General features: G+C 65.6%; 21 protein-coding genes. 12 read left to right on the forward strand and 9 right to left on the reverse strand.

Going from position 1 to position 16,811, the window contains the following annotated elements; translation table 11 throughout:
- Window positions 1-85 precede the first annotated feature (85 nt).
- From HVO_RS09010 to HVO_RS09030, 5 genes are read left to right on the forward strand one after another with little or no spacing between them, the layout of a single operon-like run.
- Complete coding sequence (locus HVO_RS09010) at window positions 86-1,054, forward strand: branched-chain amino acid ABC transporter permease (protein WP_004044039.1); 969 nt, start codon at window positions 86-88, stop codon at window positions 1,052-1,054.
- Entirely contained in the window at window positions 1,051-2,232 is a 1,182-nt protein-coding gene (locus HVO_RS09015) for a branched-chain amino acid ABC transporter permease (RefSeq protein WP_004044038.1), read from the forward strand. Before HVO_RS09010 ends, HVO_RS09015 begins: the two co-directional genes overlap by 4 nt.
- Window positions 2,229-2,987 (forward strand): ABC transporter ATP-binding protein, encoded by a 759-nt coding sequence (locus HVO_RS09020; RefSeq protein ID WP_004044037.1) that lies wholly within the window; start codon window positions 2,229-2,231, stop codon window positions 2,985-2,987. The genes HVO_RS09015 and HVO_RS09020 overlap by 4 nt, the downstream gene beginning before the upstream one ends.
- A complete protein-coding gene (locus HVO_RS09025; protein WP_004044036.1) occupies window positions 2,984-3,727 on the forward strand; it encodes an ABC transporter ATP-binding protein in 744 nt (247 codons plus the stop codon). Before HVO_RS09020 ends, HVO_RS09025 begins: the two co-directional genes overlap by 4 nt.
- A gap of 2 nt (window positions 3,728-3,729) precedes the next feature.
- On the forward strand, window positions 3,730-4,410 hold the full coding sequence (locus tag HVO_RS09030) for a thioredoxin family protein (protein WP_004044035.1): 681 nt from the start codon (window positions 3,730-3,732) through the stop codon (window positions 4,408-4,410).
- Here the strand turns inward: HVO_RS09030 and HVO_RS09035 are convergent.
- The 6 genes from HVO_RS09035 to HVO_RS09060 all read right to left on the reverse strand — a co-directional run bounded on the left by HVO_RS09035 (window position 4,407) and on the right by HVO_RS09060 (window position 8,472).
- A complete protein-coding gene (locus HVO_RS09035; protein WP_004044034.1) occupies window positions 4,407-4,811 on the reverse strand; it encodes a universal stress protein in 405 nt (134 codons plus the stop codon). The two genes, HVO_RS09030 and HVO_RS09035, sit on opposite strands and share 4 nt — an antisense overlap.
- Before the next feature lie 54 nt (window positions 4,812-4,865).
- Window positions 4,866-5,120 carry a DUF7520 family protein gene (locus HVO_RS09040; RefSeq protein WP_004044033.1) on the reverse strand — a complete coding sequence of 85 codons (255 nt, stop codon included), beginning with the start codon at window positions 5,118-5,120 and terminating at the stop codon, window positions 4,866-4,868.
- A 413-nt stretch (window positions 5,121-5,533) separates the two neighbouring features.
- Window positions 5,534-7,297 carry a cbb3-type cytochrome c oxidase subunit I gene (locus HVO_RS09045; RefSeq protein WP_004044032.1) on the reverse strand — a complete coding sequence of 588 codons (1,764 nt, stop codon included), beginning with the start codon at window positions 7,295-7,297 and terminating at the stop codon, window positions 5,534-5,536.
- A gap of 98 nt (window positions 7,298-7,395) precedes the next feature.
- Window positions 7,396-7,755, reverse strand: a complete 360-nt coding sequence (locus HVO_RS09050) for a DUF6684 family protein (RefSeq protein ID WP_004064260.1) — start codon at window positions 7,753-7,755, stop codon at window positions 7,396-7,398.
- Between the two features lie 102 nt (window positions 7,756-7,857).
- Window positions 7,858-8,223 carry a DUF7541 family protein gene (locus tag HVO_RS09055; RefSeq protein WP_004044030.1) on the reverse strand — a complete coding sequence of 122 codons (366 nt, stop codon included), beginning with the start codon at window positions 8,221-8,223 and terminating at the stop codon, window positions 7,858-7,860.
- A 45-nt stretch (window positions 8,224-8,268) separates the two neighbouring features.
- Entirely contained in the window at window positions 8,269-8,472 is a 204-nt protein-coding gene (locus HVO_RS09060) for a VNG_1110C family protein (protein WP_004044029.1), read from the reverse strand.
- Window positions 8,473-8,629: 157 nt separating this feature from the next.
- Here HVO_RS09060 and HVO_RS09065 point away from each other — a divergent pair, with 157 nt between their 5' ends.
- Together HVO_RS09065 and HVO_RS09070 are read left to right on the forward strand one after the other, a co-directional pair.
- Complete coding sequence (locus HVO_RS09065; RefSeq protein WP_004044028.1) at window positions 8,630-9,739, forward strand: OBG GTPase family GTP-binding protein; 1,110 nt, start codon at window positions 8,630-8,632, stop codon at window positions 9,737-9,739.
- The gene (locus HVO_RS09070) at window positions 9,736-10,227 is read left to right on the forward strand and encodes a TIGR04206 family protein (RefSeq protein ID WP_004044027.1); all 492 of its coding nucleotides are present in this window, start codon (window positions 9,736-9,738) and stop codon (window positions 10,225-10,227) included. Before HVO_RS09065 ends, HVO_RS09070 begins: the two co-directional genes overlap by 4 nt.
- 43 nt (window positions 10,228-10,270) lie before the next feature.
- On the opposite strand, the gene HVO_RS09075 is transcribed toward HVO_RS09070, so the two are convergent.
- Window positions 10,271-11,713 carry an MATE family efflux transporter gene (locus tag HVO_RS09075; RefSeq protein ID WP_004044026.1) on the reverse strand — a complete coding sequence of 481 codons (1,443 nt, stop codon included), beginning with the start codon at window positions 11,711-11,713 and terminating at the stop codon, window positions 10,271-10,273.
- A gap of 135 nt (window positions 11,714-11,848) precedes the next feature.
- Here HVO_RS09075 and HVO_RS09080 point away from each other — a divergent pair, with 135 nt between their 5' ends.
- Together HVO_RS09080 and artA are read left to right on the forward strand one after the other, a co-directional pair.
- Complete coding sequence (locus HVO_RS09080) at window positions 11,849-12,628, forward strand: VOC family protein (RefSeq protein WP_013035603.1); 780 nt, start codon at window positions 11,849-11,851, stop codon at window positions 12,626-12,628.
- 154 nt (window positions 12,629-12,782) lie between these two features.
- On the forward strand, window positions 12,783-13,694 hold the full coding sequence (gene artA, locus HVO_RS09085) for an archaeosortase A (RefSeq protein WP_004044024.1): 912 nt from the start codon (window positions 12,783-12,785) through the stop codon (window positions 13,692-13,694).
- A 20-nt stretch (window positions 13,695-13,714) separates the two neighbouring features.
- Here the strand turns inward: artA and dph5 are convergent, their stop codons facing one another.
- Window positions 13,715-14,524, reverse strand: a complete 810-nt coding sequence (gene dph5 / locus HVO_RS09090; protein ID WP_004044023.1) for a diphthine synthase — start codon at window positions 14,522-14,524, stop codon at window positions 13,715-13,717.
- 116 nt (window positions 14,525-14,640) lie between these two features.
- Here dph5 and HVO_RS09095 point away from each other — a divergent pair, with 116 nt between their 5' ends.
- The 3 genes from HVO_RS09095 to HVO_RS09105 all read left to right on the forward strand — a co-directional run bounded on the left by HVO_RS09095 (window position 14,641) and on the right by HVO_RS09105 (window position 16,266).
- Window positions 14,641-15,216, forward strand: a complete 576-nt coding sequence (locus HVO_RS09095) for a DoxX family protein (RefSeq protein ID WP_049914886.1) — start codon at window positions 14,641-14,643, stop codon at window positions 15,214-15,216.
- Window positions 15,217-15,303: 87 nt separating this feature from the next.
- The gene (locus HVO_RS09100) at window positions 15,304-15,513 is read left to right on the forward strand and encodes a DUF7542 family protein (protein ID WP_004044021.1); all 210 of its coding nucleotides are present in this window, start codon (window positions 15,304-15,306) and stop codon (window positions 15,511-15,513) included.
- Window positions 15,514-15,822: 309 nt separating this feature from the next.
- The gene (locus tag HVO_RS09105) at window positions 15,823-16,266 is read left to right on the forward strand and encodes a Rieske (2Fe-2S) protein (protein ID WP_004044019.1); all 444 of its coding nucleotides are present in this window, start codon (window positions 15,823-15,825) and stop codon (window positions 16,264-16,266) included.
- A gap of 54 nt (window positions 16,267-16,320) precedes the next feature.
- On the opposite strand, the gene HVO_RS09110 is transcribed toward HVO_RS09105, so the two are convergent.
- Complete coding sequence (locus tag HVO_RS09110; protein WP_004044018.1) at window positions 16,321-16,800, reverse strand: Lrp/AsnC family transcriptional regulator; 480 nt, start codon at window positions 16,798-16,800, stop codon at window positions 16,321-16,323.
- Window positions 16,801-16,811 lie beyond the last annotated feature (11 nt).

A 16,811-nucleotide genomic window follows, 5' to 3' on the forward strand; every position in this document is an offset into this window, starting at 1 on the left:
AGACAACCACGCACACGTAAATGAGTAAGTTTAGCATACCTATGGTAGTTCGCGCTTCGAACATCCGAGGCGGAGGTGGGGGGCGATGAGCCTTCTGTCGGACGTACTCGTCATCCTGCTCAACGGGCTGCAGCAGGGGGCTATCTACGTCCTCTTGGCGGTCGGTCTCTCCATCATCCTCGGCACGCTCAAGTTCGTCAACTTCGCGCACGGCGCGCTGTATCTCGTCGGCACGTACGCGGGGCTGTTCGTCGCGCTGAACGTGCCGCTTTCGAACGGGAAGCTAGCGGAGTGGGGCTTTTCGAGCTTCGGGCTCGACATCGGCTTTCTGGCCGCCCTGCTTTTCGTCCCGCTTTTCGTCTTCGGCGTCGGCCTGCTGATGGAGCGGTACCTCGCGCGGGCGTTCTACGACCGCCCCGACACCGACCAGATTCTCGTCACGTTCGGCCTCGCAATCGTCGTCCAGGAGCTGTTTCGCGTCCTGTTCGGCAGCAACAGCCTGCCGTTCGAACAGCCCGAGCGAATCCTCTCTGTCGGCTCGTTCGCCGGCATTCCCGTCTCCGGCCCGATTGCGCTGCCCATCGTCGGTAACTTCCCGCAGTGGCGGCTCTGGGTCATCGGCATCACGGCCGTCCTCGTGGCGCTCGTGTACCTGCTCGTCGAGTACACCGACTTCGGTCTCGTCGTCCGCGCCGGGACCCGCGACGCCGAGATGGTCCGACTCCTCGGCATCAAAATCACCCGCCCGTACATCGTCGTCTTCGGCATCGGCGCGGCGCTCGCCGGGGTGGCGGGCGTCGTCGGCGGCCCGCTGAACGTCGTCAACCCGACTATCGGGACGAACATCCTCGTCCCGGCGTTCCTGACGGTCGTCATCGGCGGGGTCGGCAGCATCGCCGGCGCTGTCGTCGGCGGCATCGTCTTCGGTCTCACGACCGCTGCGCTCGTCTCCTTCGCGCCCGCGTGGTCGCAGGTCGGCCTGTACGCCATCGCGGCCATCGTCCTCCTGACGCGACCGCAGGGTCTGCTCGGCGACGAGGAGGTGGCCCCATGAGCGAGAAGGACGCCAACCCGAGCGCCAAAGACGCGCTCGTCGGCGGCAGTCTGTTCGGTCGTTGGGAGAAACTCCGCGGCCGCGAGGGGACGGTCGTCGGCATCACGGCCATCCTCGTCGCGGTGTTCCCGTACATCTTCGCCCGTGCCCCCGTCGTCTCGGGGGTTTTACAGGGCTACCAGAGCCTCGCGACGCTCATCCTCATCTGGGGCATCTTCGCCATCGGCTTCGACCTGCTTCTCGGCTACACCGGGCTGCTCTCGTTCGGCCACGCGGCCTTCTGGGGTGGCGCAGCGTACGCCGCCGGCATCGTCGCCAAGAACGTCAGCGGCGACCCCATCGTGATGGTCGTCTCGGGGACGCTGTTCGCCGTGTTGCTCGCGTGGGTGCTCGGCTTCCTGTCGCTCCGCCGCAGCGGCATCTACTTCTCCATCCTCACGCTGGCGTTCGCCCAGATGTTCTACTACATGGCCGCGTCGCCGCTGGCGTTTCTGACCAACGGCGAAAACGGCCTGACCGGCGTCGAGGTCGGTAGTTTCCTCGGCGTCATCCACCTCGAAGCCGACATCCCGTCCGTCGGCGGGATGCTCCTCGGGACGTGGCTGTACGCCTTCGTCGGCGCTTTCTTCGTCGGCGCGGTCGCGGTCGCCTACCGCATCCTCAACTCCCCGTACGGGATGGTGTTCCGCGCCATCCGCGAGAACGAACAGCGCGCCGAGTTCGTCGGCTTCAACGTCTGGCGCTACAAGCTCATGGCGTTCATCATCTCTGGCGCGTTCGCCGGCATCGCCGGGAGCCTCTTTACCATCCACGGGGCGTACGTCCCCCTCCAGTCGCTGTTCTGGACGGAGTCGGGCGACATCGTCGTCATGACCGTCCTCGGCGGCGCGGGCTCGATGTTCGGGCCGGTTCTCGGCGTGGGGCTGTACCTCTACATCGAGAACATCGTCAGCACCATTCAGGCGCTGACGATTCCCTTCACGGGCATCGTGCTCGTCCGGGACTTCGGGTTCTACTGGCACCTGCTCTTGGGCCTCGTCTTCGTCGTGGTCGTCTGGGTCGTCCCCGACGGCCTGTGGGGCATCCTGACCCGCCTCCGCGAACTCGCGGTCGACCTCGGTTCGAGGGCGGCGAACCGCGTCCGCTCGCGCTTCGGAAACGGGGGTGACGGTCGATGACGCTCCTCGAAACCGAGAACCTCGTCAAGGAGTTCGGCGGCCTCGTCGCCACCGACGACGTGAACCTCACCGTCGAGGAGGACGAGCGCGTCTCCATCATCGGACCCAACGGCGCGGGGAAGTCGACGCTCATCAACCTCATCACGCGACGGCTCGGCCCCACCAGCGGCGACATCCGCTTCAAAGGCGAGTCAATCGTCGGCCTCGAACCGCACCAGGTGGTCCAACGCGGCGTCTCGAAGTCGTTCCAGACCGCTTCCATCTTCCCCGACCTCACCGTCAGGGAGAACGCCGAAATCGCGGCGCTGGCGGCCGAGCGCGGCGCGTTCGGCTTCGAGTTCCTGAGACATCGCGACAGCCTCACGGACGTACACGGCGTCGCCCGCGACACGCTCGACTCGGTCGGGCTGTTGGACCGCGCGGACACTATCGCGACCGACCTCCCCTACGGCGACAAGCGTCGCCTCGAAATCGGTATCGCACTCGCGAGCGAGCCCGACCTGCTCCTCATGGACGAACCGACCGCCGGCATGTCTCCCGAGGAGACGAAGTCGACGGTCGACCTCATCGAGCAGGTCAAACGCGACCACGGCCTCACGTTCGTCCTCGTCGAACACGACATGGAAATCGTCTTCAGCATCTCAGACCGCATCGTCGTCCTCAGCCGCGGCGGCATCATCGCCGAGGGCACCCCCGACGAGATTCGGGGTAACGAAGCCGTCCAAGAGGCCTACCTCGGGGGTGTCGAGCTATGAGTCTCCTCGAAATCGACGCCATCGACGCCTACTACGGCGAGAGCCACATCATCCGCGACCTCTCGATGAGCGTCGAGGAAGGCGAGATATGCGCGCTCCTCGGCCGCAACGGCGCGGGCAAGACCACCACGCTCCGGTGTATCGCCGGCGCGACGCCGCCCGAAGTACGGGAGGGCACTATCCGGTTCAAAGACGACGACATCACGGGCGTCCCCGCCGAAGACGTGTCGGTCCGGGGCATCTCGCTGGTGCCCGAGGAGCGGCGCATCTTCCCGAACCTCTCCGTCGCCGAGAACCTCCACCTCGCGGAGGTCGTCAACAACAAGTCGAACACCTTCGGCCGGTCGCTGTCGTTCGGCCACAAGGGGATGTCGACCGAGGAGGTCTACGACCAGTTCCCCCGACTGGACGAGCGGCGAGACCAGCGCGCGGGGACGCTTTCGGGCGGCGAACAGCAGATGCTCGCCATCGCGCGCGCCCTGAAGCAGAACACGGACCTGCTGCTCCTCGACGAGCCCTACGAGGGGCTCGCGCCGAAGATTATCGAGGACGTTGAGGACGCGGTCGAGCGCATCAGCGACGCGGGCACGACCATCCTGCTCGTCGAGCAGAACGCCGCGGCGGCCATCAAACTCGCGGACCGCGCGTACGTCATCGACCAAGGGGGCATCGTCTTCGACGGGACCGCCGAGGAACTCCGCGACGACGACGAGACTCGCGAGCGGTATCTGGGGGTTTGAGGATGGCTGCGACCGACATCGACGCCGACCCCGAGACCGCGCTCGAAACGCTCATCGCCGCCGGCGCGGTCGACGAAGCGCCCGACGGAACGCTCTCGACCACGGCGGAGTTCGAGAAGACGCTCGCCGTCTACCACGACATCTACGGGGCGGTCTCGACCGAGGAGTTCCACCGGACCGTCTCCGAGCTCTTCGGCGTCGCCCCCGAGAACGTCGAGGCGCGACTCGACGAGTTCGGCGTCACCAGAGCCGACGTGGTGGCCTATCTCGCGGCCAAGTCGTTCCTCGACGCGCCGGTTGGCCAGGACCTCCTTCTGGTCATGGCGGGCCTGCTCGTCGAGATAACCCCGTCGTCGCCGGTGCCGGACGCCCTCGACGAACTCGACGACGACTCCTTCGAATCGTACCTCGCGGCGCACCCGGACGCCGTCGTCCTCGTGTGGCGACGCTTCTGTGAGCCCTGCGACGCGATGAAAGCGGACCTCGACGCCATCCTCGACCGCGTCCCAGACGGGGTCGCGGTCGCGGGGGTCGACGGCGAGGCGGCCGACGAGTTCTGTCGGCGCTTCGACGTCGACTCTGCGCCGACGCTCCTGTGCGTTCGTGACGGCGAACTGCGAGAACGAGCGTCCGGCCGCCAGACCCCCGCTGAGGTCGCGGCCGTCCTCGACCGGGTGTACTAGCGTTTCCGCTTCGTCGACCCCGTCACCATGACGGGGCGGTCGGAGTTCAGAATCACCGTCTGCGTGACGCTCCCGAACAGCGCCTTGCCCGCGGGCGAGCGCTTCCGCCCGGCGGTGACGATGAGGTCCGCGTCCTCCTCGTCTGCGAACTCGATGATGACCTCCGCGGGGTCGCCCGACGACTCGTTGACGTCGTACTCGATACCGCGGTCTTCGAGGAACTCGCCGGCCTCCCGGACCGAGTGAATCTGCGTCGCCGACGCCCCGCTCGGGTTGTCGGTGAAACTGTGGACGAGCGTCACTTCCTTCTCGTCGGGTTCGCCGGGGAGTTTCGCGACCTCTTCGACGCACGCGAGCGCGTGTTCCGCGTCGTCATCGACACCGATTACCACGTGGTACATACTATCACGTCCCGGTCGTCGGGCTTAGTATTTGTGATGAACGATAATGCTGAATTAGGCCGCGTCGTCGAGGCCGGCCGAGACGTAGACGACGAGCGCGAGCGGGACGCCGAGGACGAGTGCGATGGTCAGCGCGCCGTAGGCCGCGAAACCGGCCGGCGTCGGTGGAAACGGCACCAAGAAGAGAAACCGGGGCGCGCTGAGACCCGAGACGAACGTCCCGGTGAGGTAGCCCGCGACTCCGGCGACGGCGACGAGGGCGGCGTACAACCCGAGGACGAAGCGATGACCGCCGACGTTCGAACTCACGGCCGACGTTCGGGAGCGGACGTTGTTAGGGTTTCCGTTCGGCTCGTCGGGTCGGCGGCCCCGGCGTACCGATGCACCTTTTGCCGCACGCGCTAAGGTCGGAGTATGTCGGATACCGATATCCTCGGACTCGTGCTCGGGGCCATCGCGATACTGATGCTCGCGACGGGCATCCTCCTCGTCGTCTGAGCCCCCGCCGCTTTTCCGCGTCGCCGCCGCCGAGAGCGGCCGCTTCTCTCCAGTCGTGACTCCCGTCGCCCGCGAGCGGCGGCGCTGACGAGCGCTCGAATACGGACTGCATCGAGCGACACCCCGCCTGCGAGCACGGACAGTCGGCGTCGTCGCGCGCGTTCGCTCTCGCTCTCGAAAACAGCGTCCGAAAAATAACCCGAACCGCCAGCGAGCGGCGTCGATTACGCGTCGTCAGCGGAGTTCGCGTCCGCGTCCGCGTCGTCGACCGTCTGCCCGCCGTCGGTGGCGAGTTCGGTCTCGTCTTCGCCGCCGTCGGTGACGGCCGTCTCCAGTTTGCGCTCGAACCAGGTCCACTCGGCGGTGGTGAGGTCGTCGGCGGCGAGGTCCCACGGGTCGCCGTCTTCGACCTTGCGACCTTCGAGCCACGACTGGACGAAGTTCCAAACGAATATCATCTGTCCGACGAGCAGGATGAGCGCGCCGACCGTCGCGACCTGATGGAGCGTCGCGAACTGCGGCAGGTAGGTCGCGTAGCGACGCGGCATACCGCCGTAGCCGAGCAGAATCATCGCGAAGAACGTCAGGTTCGTCCCGACCATCGAGAGCCAGAAGTGCCACTTACCGAGCGTGACCTGGTACATCCGGCCGGTGTAGATGGGGAACCAGTAGTAGAGGCCAGCGAAGCCGGCGAAGGCGATGGCACCCATGACGATGTAGTGGAAGTGACCGACGACGTAGTAGGTGTCGTGGAGCACGAGGTCCACCGGAATCGACGCGAGGAAGACGCCCGTCACGCCGCCGAGGATGAAGTTCGACACGAAGCCGATACAGAAGAGCATCGGCGTCGTGAGGCGAATCTTCCCGTTCCACATCGTCGTGATCCAGTTGAACGTCTTCACCGCACTCGGAATCGCAATGGCGAGCGAGACGGCCATGAACGACGCACGGAGACGGGGGTCGATACCCGTCGCGAACATGTGGTGCGCCCAGACACCGAACGAGAGGACACCAATGGCGAGCGTGGAGTACACGACGAACTTGAACCCGAAGAGGCGACGGCCCGCAAAGCGGGGGAGCACGAGGCTCACGATACCCATCGGGGGAAGCACGAGGATGTACACTTCGGGGTGACCGAAGAACCAAAACAGGTGCTGCCAGAGAATTGCGCCGCCGTCGACCGAGAAGAACATCGTTCCGAAGTTCCGGTCGAGAAGCAGCATGAGAATCGCGCTACCGAGGAGCGGGAACGCGAACAGGATGAGACCAGACTGGGTGAGGACCGTCCACGAGAAGATGTCGAGGTTGGCCCACGAGACCTTCTCGTCACGCTCCGTGAAGATGGTCGCAATGAAGTTGATCGCACCCATCGTGGCCGAGACACCCGAGAGGTGCAGGCCGAGAAGCATCAGGTCCACACCGGCGTTTACCTGGTTTCCGGAGCCGGCACCGGCCGAAAGCGGTGTGTACATGGTCCAGGCCGTCTGCGCCGGGATGACGTCCGGGATGGGGAAGAACCCGGCCCAGATGAGCAGCGCCGCCGGCGGCAGGAGCCAGAACGCGATGGCGTTGATACGCGGGAACGCCATGTCGTCGGCACCAATGAGAAGCGGGATGAAGTAGTTCGAGAACGCGGCGAGGATGGGCGTCCCGAACAAAAACAGCATCGTAATCCCGTGGCTTGTGAGCAACGAGTTGTAGAACGTGTTCGAGATAAGCGTCATCGACGGGTCCGCCAGTTCAATCCGCATCAGGACGACCATGAGACCCCCCACGGCGAACGCGACGAGCGCGTATGCGCCGTAGAGCATCCCGATGTCCTTGTGGTCGACCGTCGTCAACCAACGGATGACCCCGGATGGTTTCTCCTCCGAGACGTACTGCTCTGCGGTACCACCGACCGTCCCTCCGCCCGCGAGCGGAGTGTACGACCGCCAGTCTTCGACCCGCGCGAGCCACGCGGCGACGGCGATGAGGAAGACCCCCATGAGCACCGTCAGTGCTAACTGTCCGTTAACCTCCATGGAAGTGACTGAGTAGTGCAGGGTAATGAAAGATTCGGGACCGCCCTGCGATTCGAGGTGCTTTAAGCCGTCTCGTCCGCGGCTTCGACGGCGTCGTCAGCCGGCGATTCTTCGAGTTCGGCCGCTCCCTCGCTCTCTTCTTCGTGAAGCGGCTTCGCACCGGGGACCGTCGCCCGACCCGGCGCGTAGACGGTGCCTTCCTTCTCGGAGCCGGCGATGGCCTTCCCCGAGAGGTAGGTGAGCGCCGCGAGGAGCACGAACGGCGCGATGAGGAGCGTGTACTGGAGTCCCGAGGTGAGCGATTCGAACCCAAACGGATTGACGAAGGTGAACGCCACCACGAAAAACAGGATGATGGCCAGCGGAACCATGTTGACCGTGAGGTCGAGGATGGTGTCCTTGTCGAACGTCTTGGTTGCCATATCGAGACACTCGGGGACGCCGTTCAAATAGATTGTTGGTTTCTCGTCCGACTGTGGGGAGTGGGAACGGCCGCGGGGTCGCCCGTGGGTCGCCCACGGCGGTCAGAACGTCTGTCGCTGTTCGCGGACGAACAGTTCGAAGACGACGCCGCCGACCGCCAGCAGAATCGCGGCCGCGATGACCGCGTAGCCCCGGGTCACGAGGGCGATGTCGGTGAACGCGAGCCCCGCGCCGAACGCGAGGAAGACGACCGCAAGCGCGGTGACTGCGCGAATCGTCGAGGTGACGTAGCCGGACTCCTTGAGGATGCCGATGACGCTCCCGCCGAACAGGAGCAGCCCGCCGACGGCGAGTGGAAACAGGCCAAACAGCAGACCCAACTCGGAGATGGGTATCCCGAGCGCGATGAACACGGGCCACGGACTGGCCGTGCGGTACTGGTCGGAGAGTCCCGGCGCTTCGTCCATACGCGTCCGTTGGACTGTGTGGTAACAAGCCCTTCGGAACCGAGACTAGCGGAGAGAGATACCCTGCCGGGCGAGGAAGTCGCTGACTGCGCGAATCTCGACGGGGCTTCCGATAATCCGGCACGTCTCTCCGTCCGCTCGGTGGACGGAGACGACGAACTCCGCTTCGAGGTCGTCGCGCACGCTTTCCAAGAGGTCGCAGGGGAGCACGATTTGCGTGCTGTCGCGAAGCGTCCGGGGGTCGGGCATCGGTGTTCATCGGGCGGTCGAAGGGGTCGTGTATAACCGTGCCGATACTTGTTTTCCCGCGTACGCGCGACCGCCACGATATCCGACGCGTCGGCCCGGCGGAATCCGCCGCGCGGAAGGAAAGGGTTTTTCGACGGACGCGGCGGAACTGTTGACGATGGGACTGGAGGAGGAGATCGAAGATATCCGCGAGGAGATATCTAACACGCCGTACAACAAGTCGACCGAGGCGCACATCGGTCGGCTGAAGGCGAAACTCGCGGAACTGAAAGAGAAACTCGAAAACCAGAGTTCGGCCGGCGGCGGCCAAGGGTACGCCGTCGAGAAGACCGGCGACGCGACGGTCGCGCTCGTCGGCTTCCCGAGCGTCGGCAAATCGACGCTCATCAACGCGCTCACCAACGCCGACAGCGAGACCGGCGAGTACGAGTTCACGACGCTCAACGTCAACCCGGGGATGCTGAAGTACAAGGGCGCGAACATCCAGATACTCGACGTGCCGGGCCTCATCGAAGGGGCCGCTGGCGGCCGCGGCGGCGGCAAGGAGGTCCTCTCTGTCGTCCGCACCGCCGACATCGTCGTGTTCATGCTCTCGGTGTTCGAAATCGAGCGCTACGAGCGACTGCAACAGGAGCTTTACAACAACAAGATTCGTCTCGACACGTCGCCGCCGAACCTCTCTATCAACAAGAAGGGGAAAGGCGGCATCAACGTCACCAAAAGCGACAGCGTCGACCTCGAAGAGGAGACCATCAAGGGCATCCTCCGCGAGCACGGCTTCGTCAACGCCGAGGTGACGCTCCGCGGCGAGACGACCATCGACGAACTCGTCGACGGCATCATGAAAAACCGGGTGTACCTGCCGTCTATCGTCGCCGTCAACAAGGCCGACCTCATCGACAAGGACTACCTCCCGACGGTCGAGGAGAACCTCCGCGAAGTCGGGCTCGACCCCGACGAGGTGACGTTCATCAGCGCCGAGGCCGAGAAGGGCCTCGACGCGCTCAAAGAGGAGATTTGGGACGCGCTCGGGCTCATCCGCATCTACATGGACAAACCCGGCCGCGGCGTCGACTACGACGAACCGCTCGTCCTCCGGGGGGGCGACACCATCGACGACGCCATCCACGAACTCGGTGCCAAACTCGACGAGCGGTTCCGGTTCGCCCGCGTCTCCGGCCCGAGCGCGAAACACGACGACCAGCAGGTCGGCCGCGACCACGTCCTCGCCGACGAGGACGTGCTCCGCATCATCGCCCAGCGGTGACGACCGACTCGGCGCCCCGGTCGGCGTCGCGGTCGCCCGCGCGTCGCCGCCTCCGGCTACTCCTCGTCTTCGTCCTCGGTCTCGTCCCGTGGTCCGTCCAGACGTTCACCACCGGGAGCGCCACGCTCCTGTTCCCGTGGGGGCTCGTCGGCCCCGCGACGGGGAGCGTGACGACCATCACCGACTTCTTCCTGCGCTTTACGATGGGACTTCCGGACTACATCCTCGTCTGGCCGGTCGGCGTCGCCTGTTACCTCGTCGCGCTCGGAAGCGCGCTCTCGGGCGTCCTGTTCGGCCGCGAGGACGTTCGGATCACCGCGGCCGGGCTCGCCCTCGCCGGCGTGACCCAGTTGGAGGTCGCCCGCGGCTTTTCGGTCCAACCCGGTCGAACCGCGTGGCCGGTCGGGACCGTTCTCTTGTGGGCCGTGGCGGGGTTCTTGTACTGGTCACGCGCGAACGAGCGCGACGCCGACGGCTCCTCGCGCTGAGCGCAACACACAAAACCGAACGACGCGTCCGCTCTCCTCTCGCTTAGTCGTCTGCGGCCGTCTTCGGTCGGTAGCCCCGACTCACTACCTTCCACGTCCCGGTTTTGAACCGGTAGTAGTTCAGTACCGCCGGAATCGTCGTCTCGGCGAAGAACGCCAAGTAGAGCCCGGTGAGTCCGAGCGAGGTGATAGAGCCGATGTAGGTGAGCGGAATCGACCCGAGGAACATCCCGACGAACTGGCTGCCGAACGTCCAGCGGGTGTCGCCGCTGGCGTCGAGCGGGCCCGCGGAGCCGCCGGAGACGCCCTGTAAGATGACGGCGATACAGGCGACGTAGACGAGGTCGATGGCGATGGGGACCGCCGGGTCAGCCGGGTTATCGACGAACCCGAGGACGATGGGGCGGGCGAATATCGCCACGAGCGCCGCCGAGACGAGGTACGTGGCGACGGCGAACCGGATGACCTCGTTGCCGTAGGCCTCGGCGGTCTGTTCGTCGTCCTTGCCGAGCGCCTGTCCGACGAGGCTCGACGACGCCAGCCCGAAGCCCCAGCCGGGGGTGTTCATGAGCCCCCAGATGCGGCGGGCGATGACGAACGCCGCGACCACGTCGGGTCCGAAGCTGTCGAGGATGGCGAGCATCGGGAACTCCGCGACCGTCCAGACGAGGCTCCGACCCATGACGGGGACGCCGATTTTGACGAGGTCGCGTATCGTCTCGGTGTCGAGGAAGGGGCCGAACGGGTCGACGACGACGGGGAACGCGCCCACGCCGGGGAGCGACCCCCGCGACAGACCGACCGCGAACGCGCCGGTGACGACGACGTTCGAGAGGACGGTTCCGAGCGCCGCCCCCTCCACGCCGAGGTCGAGACCGAAGATGAGCACCGCGTTGAGAACGATGTTGATGACCGCACCGCTCGCACGGAGCGTCATCGCGGTGTAGGCGTCGTCGCTGCCGACGAGAACGCGGCTCCCGATGAGGTTCAGACCGGCGAAGGGGACGCCGAGGCCGACGATTCGGAGGTACGCCGCGCCGAGTTCGATGGCCCCTTGGTCGCTGCTCAGCACGGAGATGAGTTCGGTAGGGAACAGCCAGAAGACGGTCGTGACCGGGAGCGTGGCGACGACGGTCAAGAGCGCGCTCGACCGCACCGCGAGCCCCAGTTCGTCAATCGCGTCCGCGCCGAACCGCTGGGAGACGAGCGCGATGGTTCCGCCGGCGATACCGCCGCCGAGTGCGAAGGCGAGTCCCCAGTACGGCCCGGCGAACCCGACGCCGGTGATGGCGACGGTCCCCGAGGCGATACCCACCATCGCCACGTCGACGGCGTTCTTCGACATCCGGGCGAGACCGGTGACGACGCGGGGCCACGAGAGGTCGGCGATGCGGACGGCGCGCTCGCGGTCGAGGAGACCGAGACGGGCGAGCGCGAGCCCGATGCCGAGGATGAGGAGGCGAACGGGGTTGGGGACCGGGAACACTGCCGAATCGTAACTTCGGGTGGTACTTATGTATCTCGTAACGGGCCGGAAACTCCCGTAGACGGCGTGTGCCAACCATCGACGGTGGCTTCCGCGTTCGGTACGTTTTTCGCCGGCGCGACACATCACTCGGGTATGTCCGGAACCCTCGACCACGTGATGATTCGCGTCGAAGACCTCGAGGAGTCGCTCGACTGGTACACGACCCATCTCGGCTACGAGGAGAAGGGTCGCTGGGAGGCCGACACGTTCACCAACGTCTACCTCGGCCCCGAGGACCTCCACGAGGAGGGCGCGGTTCTCGAACTCACCTACAACCACGGCGACAACACCTACGAGATGGGCGACGCCTGGGGTCACATCGCAGTCCGCGTCCCCGAGGACGAACTCGAATCCTCCTACCGGCAGCTGATGGACGAGGGCGTCGAGGACTACCGCGACCCCGAGTCCTGCGGCGGTCGCTACGCGTTCGTCAAGGACCCCGACGGCCACGAGGTCGAAATCGTCAAGCGCGACCACGGCGCGAAGTGGAGCCTCGACCACACGATGATTCGCGTCGAGGACGCCGACGAGGCGCTCGGCTTCTGGACCCGCAAGTTCGGCTACGAACACACCGGTCGCTGGGAGTCCGACACCTTCGCGAACTACTTCATGAAGCCCGAGGGCGCGGCCGAGGAGGCGATGGCCGTCGAACTCACCTACAACTACGACGGCCGGAGCTACGAGATGGGCGACGCGTGGGGCCACCTCGCCGTCGGCGCCGACGACCTCCACGACTACTGGGAGACGCTCATGGAGCGCGAGGCCGAAGACTACCGCGACCCTGAGTCCTGCGACGACATGTTCGCGTTCACGAAGGACCCCGACGGCCACGAAATCGAGGTCATCCCGGCCGACTTCGAGTCGCCGGAGTAACCCGCGTCGAGTCTGACGCCCCGGGCGTCTCGTTTTCTCGTCGCTCCCGACTGTCGAGACAGCGGCGGCACTGCGGATTCGGACCGCCGGCTCGCACCGGCAGTCGGCGTCCGGAACGGCAAGGGATTTAATCGGTCCACCGCATCCAGTACGTATGCCCGGTCTCCTCTCCGACATCCTCGCGTGGGTGGTCATCGGAACCTTCGTCGCCGGCGCGGTCGCAAACGGGCGAGACCGCGAACTCGGCCGGCGGGTGATGACTGCCGCGTGGGTGTTGTTCGCGCTCTTCTGGCTCCAACTCATCCCGCATTTCACGCTCGTCCACAAGAGCTACATCGAGGGGCTGTTGACCATCGCGGCCGTCCCGGCGTCGCTCTACGCCGGCTGGCTCCTCTACAACGGCCGTGACACGCTGTTCGTCCTCTCGCGCGCCGTCGCCGCCATGGGCGTCGTCTACCTCCCGTTCGAGACGATTCCGGCGTTTACCCTCCTCGGGGCGACCGTCCCCGCGCCCCGCGGCGTCCTCATGGAGACCGTCGCGGCGCAGACGCGCTTCCTCATCGAATCACTCGGCTACACGCCGCAGATGATTGTCGGTGATCAGGGCTATCTGAACACGTTCCTGTGGATGCAGGGCTCGCACCGACTCGAAATCTCGGTCGTCCTCGCCTGCACCGGCCTCGGGAGCATCGCCATCTTCGCCGGCCTCATCGCCGCCGTCGACGCGCCGATGGGCCGGAAACTCCGCGGGCTCGCCATCGCCGTTCCCATCATCTACGCGCTGAACCTGCTTCGGACGACGTTCATCGCCATCTCGGTCGGCAAGCAGTACTTCCACCTGTTCGTCGACGAGGTTCTGTTCCTCTTCGGCTCGTCGGACCCGTACATGGTGTCGTTTTTCATCTCCGACCGCATCATCAGTCAGGCGCTCGCGGTCGTCGCGCTCGTGGGAGTCACCTACCTCGTCGTCCACGAAGTGCCGGAACTCCTCACGGTCATCGAGGACGTGCTCTACATGGTGACCGGCGACGAGTACGACCTCAGAAACGAGTTAGGGCTCGACTGATTACGCCGTCGGAGTGACGTTCAGTTTTCGTCGTCGAACAGTTCTTCGGGCGCGCCGCCGAGCGCCGAGAGCGCGTCGGCTTCGACGTGGTGGACCTCGCCGGGGATGACGAGCATGTGGAGCGGGGCGCCGAAGTCGCGTTCCGCGAGCGCCGAGAGGCGGTCCGCGGCGACGACGGGGTCCGGACTTCCGGCCCGGCAGACGGCCACGCCGAGGGCGTCGGCGTCCCAGTGTTCGGCGAACAGCTCCGCCGCATAGTCGGCGGTCATGTACTGGTCGCCGTCGACCTCAACGCCGCGGCGGCCCTCCCAGTCGACCTTGATGTCGAGGTAGACGAGCGTGTGCAAGCCGAGGTCGCGGTTCGCTTCGAGCGAGTCGACGACGCTCTTCGGCACGGGGTCGCCGCCGTGGACGTACGGGAACGGGAGCGTGACGGCCTTCCCGAAGCGGTAGTTCTGGAGTCCGGTCAGGCCGCTGGCGGCGGACTGGGCGGTCACGCCGTGGATGAGGCGCGTCTCGATGCCGCGGTCTTCGGCGCGGAGCCGCAGGTCGACGTGCGTGGTCGAAATCATCGTATCGCCGGCGGTGAGGAACACGACGTGTTCGTCTTCCGCGGCGTCGAGTATCGGTCCGGGGTCCTGTTCGACGCCGGCGCGGTCGCGGACCTCGATGTCGATATCGTGGTAGGCTTCGAGTTCCTCGACGGTCGCGCCGACGAGGTGGCTCGTGTAGAACTCCGCGAACGCGCGGTCGGCGTCAGCGAGCGCCTCCCGCCCTTCGACGGGGACCGAGCGCTCGTCGTACAGACCGAGGCCGATGAAGGTGAGCATGTCCGTGTTCTGTCGCCGTCGGTGATAAGCGGCGTGACCCTCGGCGGAACGACGGATACCATTGCGTGAGATTACCCAACACACTATTGTAGTTTGCCGGAAAATATTTCCTCCGTATGTCAACGGATAGTCGTACACTAGAGACGGAACTGTTCGGACGAGCGGTGCGGTTCGACTACTCGGAGCGCTGGGTCGGCTACTCGCTGTTTCTGCTCAGAGTGGTGATGGGGTGGACGCTGTTCCAAGGCGGCATCACGAAGCTCGTAACCTACCTGGATTCGGACCCCTCGAACAACTGGACCGCGGCGGGCTACCTCGCCAACGCGATTCCCGAGGGGAACCCCCTCATGGGACTGTGGAGTTCGATGGCAGGGAGTCCGCTCACCGATATGCTGAACATGTGGGGGTTGACGCTGGCCGGACTGGCGCTCATCCTCGGCGCGTTCGTTCGCTTCAGCGCCTTCTGGGGCGCGGTCATGATGCTGTTCTACTGGGCGGCGGCGCTCGAAGGCGGCATCCTCGCCGGCCTGCCGCTGGCTCACGGCTGGGTCGTCGACGACCACATCGTCTACGCGGTGCTGTTGTTCGGTCTCGGCGCGTTCGGCGCGGGCCGCATCCTCGGTGTCGACGCCTACCTCGAAAACATGGAGTTCGTGCGGCGCAACCGGTGGATGAGCCTCGTCATGGGCTGACCGCCGTGCGCAAGCGACCGCTTTTTTCGCCGTCCTCCGCGGACTGACCCGACGGAACTATCTCGACTGGCGTGTTCCCTTCGAGTGATGTCGACCCCTCGTGCGACGGTCGCTTGTCCGACGTGCGGGCTCGAAGAGCGCTTTTCGAAGCTCGCTGACGCGCGCCTCCGAATCGAAGAACACCGCGCCGAGACCGGCCACGACCCCGCGTGGGAGTTGGGTCGGTTCGCCCCCGGCGTGGAGAAGATGGGCGACGAGGCGGGCGTCTGCGGCGTGAACCTCGACGAGAACGACTGAGCCGGTCGCTCGCCGGTTCGGGCTCTCGCTCCGAATCGCGCGAGCGTCGAGTCAGCGACTATGAGCTTCATAACAGTACGACAGTCTCCCGAACGAGTGAGTATGTGGTGTGAACGGTGCGGACGAGACACGACGGTCCGGAAACACGCGGTAGACGAGTTCACGAGGTTCCTCTGTAACGACTGTCGGGCGGTGTGGGACCGCTTCGTCTCGGCGTAATCGGCATCGATGCGGCGTTCGTCCCCCGATGCGGGGCCAGCCGCGGCGTCGTCGATAGCTACTTTTTCGCTCGGTCGATAGCTGTGGCCGATGGTCGATGGAACCCGAGTCGCGGCCGTAGACGAGGTCCCCGAAAACGGGTCGTATCTGTTCACCGCGGAGGACGCGTATTCGCGGCCGACGGAACTCATTCTCGTTCGGTGCGACGACGAGCCGGGTATCGAAGCGTGGCCGAACACCTGCACCCACGAGAACCAGCGGTTCGACCGGGGGACCGGCGCGGCGGTGCGCGACGGCGAGATTATCTGCCCGAAACACGGGTCGATGTTCGACACCTGTTCCGGCGCGTGCGAAAACGGCGAGGCGGCGGGCACCAGCCTGCCGGACGTGGACATCGCGGTCTCCGACGGCGGCGTCTTCCTGACCGACGACGAGTACACCTATCTCTCCGCTGGCGCGGCGGGCGAGGACGAGGACGGCGACGACGGCGACGACGACGACATCCCGAGTTCGACGTCGCATATCGGGTTCTGAGCGCTCCGGGCCCGGTCGCCGCCGCGTCGTCGCCAACCGCGAGATACTGGTCGCCTACTGGTCAGCGCCGTCCTCGTCGAGAAATCCGTGATACGGGCAGACGAACTCGTCGCGGATGAGCTGTTCGTCGACGATGTCGAGGCCGAGTCCGTCCAGTTCCTCGCTGATGCGATTGAGGTCGTCGTGGTCCGTCCCGATGGCGTTGACGTACACGTTCCGCTCGCCGGTCATTATCTCTCGAACCGCGGTCACGCCGTGGACGTCGCGCGCCCGATTCGCCAACGCGGAGCGCTCCGGGACGGGCGCGGTACAGATTATCTTCGTGTAGAGCGGGTAGCCCGCGAGGTCGTAGTCGATGTCGACGTGGTAGCCGCGGACGATGCCGGTGTCTTCGAGTCTGCTGAGTCGCGTTCTGACGGTGCTCGACGAGAGACCGAGTTTCTCCGCGATGTCGCTGGACGACGTTCCTCGGGCGTCCTGCTGGAGGTAGTGGAGGATGCGCCTGTCTATCGAGTCTAACTCGCCGTCTTTCATGCGTGGGCTAC

It is taken from the genome of Haloferax volcanii DS2, from assembly GCF_000025685.1.
GTDB classification, from domain to species: Archaea; Halobacteriota; Halobacteria; order Halobacteriales; family Haloferacaceae; genus Haloferax; species Haloferax volcanii.